Raw genomic sequence first — 7,066 nt, forward strand, 5'->3', positions numbered from 1 at the left:
CTAATGAAAATCAATCAATTCGCTAACCAACTTATTCCGGGATGCCAACCCTTAACGGAATTAGCGCAATTAAGATTATTAACAACCGACGAATTAGAAACTTGCCAGCCTAAAGAACTGTGGCAACGTCTCTTATGGCGTGTTGATTGTAGTGGAACAACCGACGCTCAACACCAACTGCACCTCCATGACTACTTAGCCACCCCATCCATGGCCTTAGATGAATGGTTAGCCAACGACCAACCGATTACGGATGAAATCTTTGCTCGCGTCGCCCTACAATTATTAGATTTTGAACCCGCTTTAGATTTCTCATTAGCTGATCCGCTGGCCGACGCCCAACGAATGAATCTTCAGTTACCGACTTACGAGCTTTGGAATCAAGCCGCCGTAGCCCGTGGCTTCTACCAACTATTGTTAACACGTACCAAACACGGTCAAACTTGGTTAGACTATTTAACTGGTCAGGGACTTTTAACATGGACCTATCAATTACCAGCAAAACAAAAACCGTTGTTAGTTAATGGTCAGCCCATCGCATGTTTCGATCCACACCAATTCATTTATGAGGTAGTCTATGTTGAAATGGACCACGACACTGACTTTGATGGTCAAGCAGACCTGATCAAAGTCGAAATTATGCGGCCGGCCGACTCTGATCACGGTCTAAAAGTTCCGGCTGTCTTCACCGCCAGCCCGTATAACCAAGGAACCAACGACCGTTGGGGCGAAATTATCACCCATGATGTCAACCAACCTTTAACCCATCTAGCTCTCGATCACCAGGCTCCCCAAGAAACTAAATTTACCAATCCCCAAAGATGCCAAGCGGTAACCGGACACGCTCAAGTTGCCACCGAGACTTTTAGCAATACCCCCGGCTACACCCTTAATAATTACTTGGCGCCTCGTGGGTACGCTATTGTATATGCAGCTGGGATTGGCACCAAAGATTCGGATGGACTCCAAACTTGTGGGTCTCCGGAACAAACCGAATCAATGAAGGTCGTCGTGGAATGGCTCCATGGGATCCGGCACGCCTATACTGACCGCACTAGTGGGATCACCATCAAAGCTAGTTGGTGCAACGGCAACGTCGCCATGACGGGTCGTTCTTATTTAGGAACGCTATCGACTGCCGTTGCGACCACGGGTGTCCCGGGACTTAAAGCGATTATTAGCGAAGCCGCAATCTCTAGTTGGTATGATTATTACCGGGAAAATGGTTTGGTGATGGCCCCCATGGGCTTTCAGGGAGAAGATGCCGACGTGCTGGCAGCTGAAACCTTTAGTCGAACTAAACGGCCCGCCGATTACCAACGTATCGCGGCCATCAACCAAAAGTATTTAGCTCAAATGACCAAAGCCCAAGATCGGGCTAGTGGCCAATATAATGATTTCTGGCGGCAACGAGACTATCTTCCCCACGTTAAACAAATCAAATGTGACGTCATGATGGTCCACGGCTTAAACGACTGGAACGTTAAACCGAGCAACGTTAAACATCTATACGATCGCTTGCAAAGTCTTCCTGGAGATCACAAATTAATCTTGCACCAGGGAGAACATATTTATATCAACGCCTTTCCATCCCTTGATTTTTCTGAAATGGTTAATCTTTGGCTAGCACAAAAGCTGTGGGAAGTCGATAATCATGCCGATCAACTTTTACCTAATTTAATCGTGCAAGATAATGTTAAAGCCCAAACTTGGACGACTTATGACCATTGGAATGCTCCGGCTCATCAAGTCGCCTTAGGTAATGAAACGATTCAATTTAGTGATCGGCAACCCGAAGCTCAGTACCAGCAATGGTGCAAAGACCCTAATAAATGGGCAAAGGTTTTGTTAAGTAAACCCAATCGCTTTAGTTACTCGATCCCATTAACCGCGCTCTCAAGTAATTACTATCAAGGAACCCCTCATCTATCGCTCACTGTCCAATCATCACTTGATCATGGTATGATCAGCGCCTACTTAGTTGATCGGGGAAGGGAACGACGACTAACCATTAGTCCAACCATGGTTGAACGCCAAGGAATTCAGCTGGGCTATCATTGGCAAACGGATGATCTGAGAGATTTTAAACTCCAATCCCAACCAAGTGATTATAAAATGATTTCATTTGGTCACGCCAACCTTCAAAACCCCCATGACCCTGAATTTGCCATTGAGCTCGCTGCCCATCAATGGGTAACGGTTGAATTTGATTTACAGCCGATCTTCCATCACCTCGCTAATCACCATCACTTAGAATTAGTGATCTTCGGAACTGATTACCAAATGTCTTTGCGAGGAAACGAAAATATTACTTATCAAGTTGATTTAAGTAAGAGTAGCCTCACCTTGCCATTTTAATTATTCGGTTTAAAATAAAATTATTTTATTGATAGGAGCAGCTCATGAAAACAGGAACAACTATTATTACGCTCGACAACGGCTATCATCTTTGGACTAACACCCAAGGAAGCGGAACGATTCACTTATTATGTTTACATGGTGGCCCCGGTGGAAACCACGAATACTGGGAAGATACCGCTGCACAATTAAAAGCTCAGGGACTGGACGTTCAAGTTCACATGTATGACCAATTAGGTTCTCTATATTCTGATCAACCTGATTATTCTGATCCTGCAAATCGGGATCAATTTTTAACCTATGAGTATTTTTTGGATGAAGTGGAAGAAGTTCGCCAAAAGCTTGGCATTGACCAATTCTATTTAATTGGTCAAAGTTGGGGTGGGCTCTTAGTTCAAGAATATGCGGTTAAGTATGGTGAACACCTCAAAGGCGCAATTATTTCTTCAATGGTTGATGAAATTGATGAATACGTTGAACACGTTAATCAAGTTCGCGAAGAAACCTTGCCAGCAGAAGAAGTGGCCTTTATGAAGGAATGTGAACGAACTAATAATTATGATAATGAACGTTATCAAAAAAATGTCCAAATCTTAAACGAAGGCTTTGTCGACCGAAAACAGCCATCCAAACTTTATCATCTAATGGACCTTGGTGGTACGGCTACCTATAACGCTTTCCAAGGTGACAATGAATTCGTCATTACTGGGAAATTAAAAGACTGGCATTTCCGCGATCAACTACCAAAAATTAAGGTCCCAACCCTTTTAACTTTTGGTGAACATGAAACCATGCCCCTAGCCACGGCACGAACAATGGCTGATATCATCCCGCATGCTCGTCTCGTAACGACACCTGATGGCGGACATCATCACATGGTTGATAATCCAGATGTCTACTACCGGCACTTAGCTGATTTCATCCGCGATGTTGAAAATGACCACTTTTAGTCAAAACAACCTGAGAAGAATCGTAATTCTTCCCAGGTTGTTTTCTTTTTAATCGATCAACTTTAAACATTCTGCTTTCACTAGTGGAAACTGCTGATAACCATCACTCGTAAGAAAATGGCCACCCGTTGATAACTCAATTAACTTCGCAGCTAAACGCTGGGCCACCTGAACCGCTAAATCAGCTGGCGCAATGTAATCATCCCGAGCGGTAATAATGGTTGCCGCACTGACTTTGGTCTTAATTTGAGCATAATCTAAGGGCGGCTGACAAAAAGCCTCTAATTGTGGATAAGCTGGCAAAGGCTGATCAAAGGCGCCAACCAGTACCAACCGAAGATCCTTAACGGTATTTTGTTCGATATAGCGTAACGTGGCTAAACAACCTAGACTGTGGGCTACCAACAAGGTCCCAGCAACTGGATTCATTTGTTCTTCCATCGCTCGCTCCCACTCCAGCGGATCAGGGTCAAATGGTTGCGGTAACCATAGTCGCTCTAGGTTCACTTGCGGTTTTAAAGACGCTTCTAACCAAGGAAACCAATCATCATCTCGGGTCGACGTCCCATGAATTAAATATCCGACTTGCATAAAGATCCCTTTCTATAATAAACAGCGATGCCAAATAGGTTCTCCACCATTCTAACATCGCTGCTTATTTATCTCATTCACTTAGATGATCTTCTAATTGCCCAGTAACTCCTGAGCAATGTTACTTTATTTCGTGTAATCAACGTCTTTCGTTTCTTTAGTTAGCAACCATGCCACTACCGAAACAACAGCCAAGGCTAGCATGTAATAACCAGCTGAGTGCAAGCCATATTCTGCAATCAACCAGGTCGTGATCGAAGGTGCTACCGCAGCACCAACAACGGCTGCCAAATTGTAGGTAATTCCCGCACCGGAGTAACGAACCTTAGTTGGGAATAATTCTGGAAGCACGGCACCGACTGGTCCATATAAGGATCCCATAACCAAGAAACCAAGGCCGAGGAACAACAGCATCCCAAACATATTGTGTTGGCCTTCAAGAAAGTATGGGAAGACCAAGGAGTAGACAACCAAAGCTACCGAAGCGGTTAACAAGACCTTCTTCCGGCCGATCTTATCAGCTAAAATCGAAGTCAGCATAATCAAGGCCGCAAATTCAACAATCGCCCCCATTAGTAATAGCAAAAATTCTGAATGGCTAAAGCCTAAGGACGTAGTTGCATACGACAAGGACCAAGTTGTCAAGGTAAAGAAGAGCGCATAAGTTGCACCCATGATGAAGGTCCCTTTAGCAATTTCCCGCCAGTTGGACTTGAAAACTTCCTTCAGTGGCGACTTAGTAGTATTGTCTTGTTCTTGCGCCAGCTTGAATAATGGCGTTTCTTGAAGGCGCCGCCGGACATACAAACCAATAAAAACTAGGACTGAGGAAGCCCAGAAAGGAATCCGCCAACCAAAACTAGTCATTTGGGCCGGTGTCAAAACATTTTCTAAGACAAAGAAAAGGCCATTACACAAGAAGAAACCAATCGGCGCCCCAACTTCTGGAAAGGCTCCGTATAAGGCCCGCTTATCAGCTGGCGCATTTTCAGTGGCCACCAAAACGGCCCCTGACCATTCACCACCAAGACCGATTCCTTGAACAAAGCGGCAAAGGCACAAAAGTAATGCACCCCAAACTCCGATTGAGTTATAACTTGGGATAAAACCGATGGCCACGGTAGCGACCCCCATCACCATTAGAGAAACCACTAAGGTCCGTTTCCGTCCTAATTGATCACCAAAATGACCGAATAAGAAGGAACCCACTGGACGAGCAACAAAGGCCACCCCGAAGGTAAGTAAACTTAAAATCGTGGCCAATAAAGGCGTCATTTGCGGGAAGAAGACACTGGGGAAGTATGCGGCAGACGCCGTTCCATAAGCATAAAAGTCAAAGAATTCAATGGCTGTTCCCATTAAAGAGGCTAAAATAACCGTTTTGACTGGATCGGCTTTAAACTTAGGTAATGTTGTGCTGCGAGCTTGATCGTTCGTTACATCCATAAAATATTTCCTCACTTTTCATTAAGCTTCTCTAATCAAACAAAAAGCCAGTTAACTGATGAACAGCTAACTGGCTAACAGATTTCCCATTAACAAGTTGACCATCCACATCACTAAAACCGGTCACGGTGATGCAGACAATCTCAAATAGATCCGCACCACCTACTGAATAATGACTCGGATAATAATTTGACGATTAGTTTGTAAAAGACTTGTCAATGTCATCAATCTGTTCCTCCTTGATTTGATGTTTTCAAGATTATCATTAGCAAAATTAGAAGTCAATAAGAAAATTAAGTTTTTTTAATTTTTAACATCTTTTCGATCCTATGCTATGATCTTGATAGACTTTATACAAAAAGGATGTAACCGAATCCATGATTACTAATTTTATTTTCGATATTGATGGAACTTTGATTGATACCAGTGAGATGTACATGCCGGCAATGATCATGGCCTTGGCTGATTTTGGTTATCATTATTCCCCAGAAGAAGAGACTAAATACCAAAAAGAACTTTTCGGGATCACTGGTCACGATTCACTAGTCCAACTAGGTATTCCTGAAGATCAATTATCCGAAATCCTAACTCGCTGGAATGAGTACACAAACCAACGAAAAGCTTATATGCGTTCCTTGCCTGGAATTGCGGAGGCCCTGGACCAATTAGCACAACGTCCACAAACTCAATTAGCCGTCGCAACCTCCAAAAAGGCCCCTGAATATGCTGATTTCACCCAGCGGTTTGCCTTTGCTAAATATTTCAAAGTGGTGATTAAAGAAGAAGACACCCGTAAACACAAACCCGATCCTGAACCATTATTAGCAGCTATGCAAGGGCTCGCAGGAAACCCTGAAAATACGATCTATGTTGGCGATACCATCAATGATCTTAAGGCCGCCCATGCTGCTGGAATGAAGTTTGCGGGGGCCCTTTATGGTAGTTCCCAACCGGAAAAAATCCAATCCGCTGACTTTTTACTCCATCAACCAGCTGATTTATTAACCATTAAATAACTATCTTTAAATAGCTTATGATATCGTTTGATGAAGCCAGGCGCAATTGGTACAATCGACACTATGATGAATCGAATTAAAGCTTATCTTAATTACAAAATTATTATATCAGCGGCCTTTTTGTTGCTGGCTTTAATGATTATTGCCGGCTTAGCACATATTTCCACGGTTGATGATACCAAAGCGCAAGCAGTGGCTAGTTCGCAATCAGTTAAAAGGGCTAAGGCTGCCCAAAGTTCCTCAACGATTGACTGGCAAGGTTCTTCCGAGAAAAAGGCTTACCCCGATGTCAATAAGTATCCGAATATGTGGATCAAAGTTTCCATCAAAAAGCAGCGCGTCTACCTTATGAATGGCCAAAAGGTGCTATATACCATGTATTGTTCGACTGGCTCTAAGGAAAGCCCAACTCCAACTGGAACCTTTTACATTCAAAGTGAACGGGGCGACTTCTTTTACAATGCCGAAAGTGGGGAGGGAGCCAAAAACTATGTTTCTTTTCTCAATCATGGTGAATACCTCTTCCACTCTGTCCCGACCGATCAGAACGGGAATTTCATTGAGTCGGAAGCAAAGGAACTAGGAAAAAAATCCAATTCCCATGGTTGTGTTCGACTATCAGTCGCTGATTCAAAGTGGTTCTATGATAATATCAAAGAAGGAACTAAAGTCGTCATTAAGTAAGACAAAAAGTCGCCTCGAGGG

Annotated in this window: 6 protein-coding genes; 4 read left to right on the plus strand and 2 right to left on the minus strand. The window is 43.5% G+C overall.

The window, feature by feature from the left end; all coding sequences use genetic code 11:
* Positions 1–3: 3 nt before the first annotated feature.
* Both PS3_RS05095 and PS3_RS05100 read left to right on the plus strand, forming a co-directional pair.
* Positions 4–2,358 (plus strand): Xaa-Pro dipeptidyl-peptidase, encoded by a 2,355-nt coding sequence (locus PS3_RS05095; protein WP_007122248.1) that lies wholly within the window; start codon positions 4–6, stop codon positions 2,356–2,358.
* Between the two features lie 44 nt (positions 2,359–2,402).
* Entirely contained in the window at positions 2,403–3,308 is a 906-nt protein-coding gene (locus PS3_RS05100) for a proline-specific peptidase family protein (protein ID WP_007122249.1), read from the plus strand.
* A gap of 48 nt (positions 3,309–3,356) precedes the next feature.
* Here PS3_RS05100 and PS3_RS05105 read toward each other — a convergent pair whose 3' ends face one another.
* On the minus strand, positions 3,357–3,899 hold the full coding sequence (locus PS3_RS05105; protein WP_007122250.1) for an RBBP9/YdeN family alpha/beta hydrolase: 543 nt from the start codon (positions 3,897–3,899) through the stop codon (positions 3,357–3,359).
* A gap of 126 nt (positions 3,900–4,025) precedes the next feature.
* Positions 4,026–5,345 (minus strand): MFS transporter, encoded by a 1,320-nt coding sequence (locus tag PS3_RS05110; RefSeq protein ID WP_007122251.1) that lies wholly within the window; start codon positions 5,343–5,345, stop codon positions 4,026–4,028.
* A 377-nt stretch (positions 5,346–5,722) separates the two neighbouring features.
* Between PS3_RS05110 and PS3_RS05115 the strand changes: the two genes are divergently transcribed.
* Together PS3_RS05115 and PS3_RS05120 are read left to right on the plus strand one after the other, a co-directional pair.
* Positions 5,723–6,361, plus strand: a complete 639-nt coding sequence (locus tag PS3_RS05115) for an HAD family hydrolase (protein WP_007122252.1) — start codon at positions 5,723–5,725, stop codon at positions 6,359–6,361.
* A 66-nt stretch (positions 6,362–6,427) separates the two neighbouring features.
* Complete coding sequence (locus PS3_RS05120) at positions 6,428–7,045, plus strand: L,D-transpeptidase (RefSeq protein ID WP_412768442.1); 618 nt, start codon at positions 6,428–6,430, stop codon at positions 7,043–7,045.
* Positions 7,046–7,066: the final 21 nt, after the last annotated feature.

The organism is Limosilactobacillus gastricus PS3 (assembly GCF_000247775.1).
Lineage (GTDB): Bacteria > Bacillota > Bacilli > Lactobacillales > Lactobacillaceae > Limosilactobacillus > Limosilactobacillus gastricus_A.

Coding starts and splice junctions, on each gene's coding strand:
- PS3_RS05120 (WP_412768442.1), top strand. CDS start 6,428: ATGAATCGAATTAAAGCTTATCTTAATTACAAAATTATTATATCAGCG.
- PS3_RS05110 (WP_007122251.1), bottom strand. CDS start 5,345: ATGGATGTAACGAACGATCAAGCTCGCAGCACAACATTACCTAAGTTT.
- PS3_RS05100 (WP_007122249.1), top strand. CDS start 2,403: ATGAAAACAGGAACAACTATTATTACGCTCGACAACGGCTATCATCTT.
- PS3_RS05115 (WP_007122252.1), top strand. CDS start 5,723: ATGATTACTAATTTTATTTTCGATATTGATGGAACTTTGATTGATACC.
- PS3_RS05095 (WP_007122248.1), top strand. CDS start 4: ATGAAAATCAATCAATTCGCTAACCAACTTATTCCGGGATGCCAACCC.
- PS3_RS05105 (WP_007122250.1), bottom strand. CDS start 3,899: ATGCAAGTCGGATATTTAATTCATGGGACGTCGACCCGAGATGATGAT.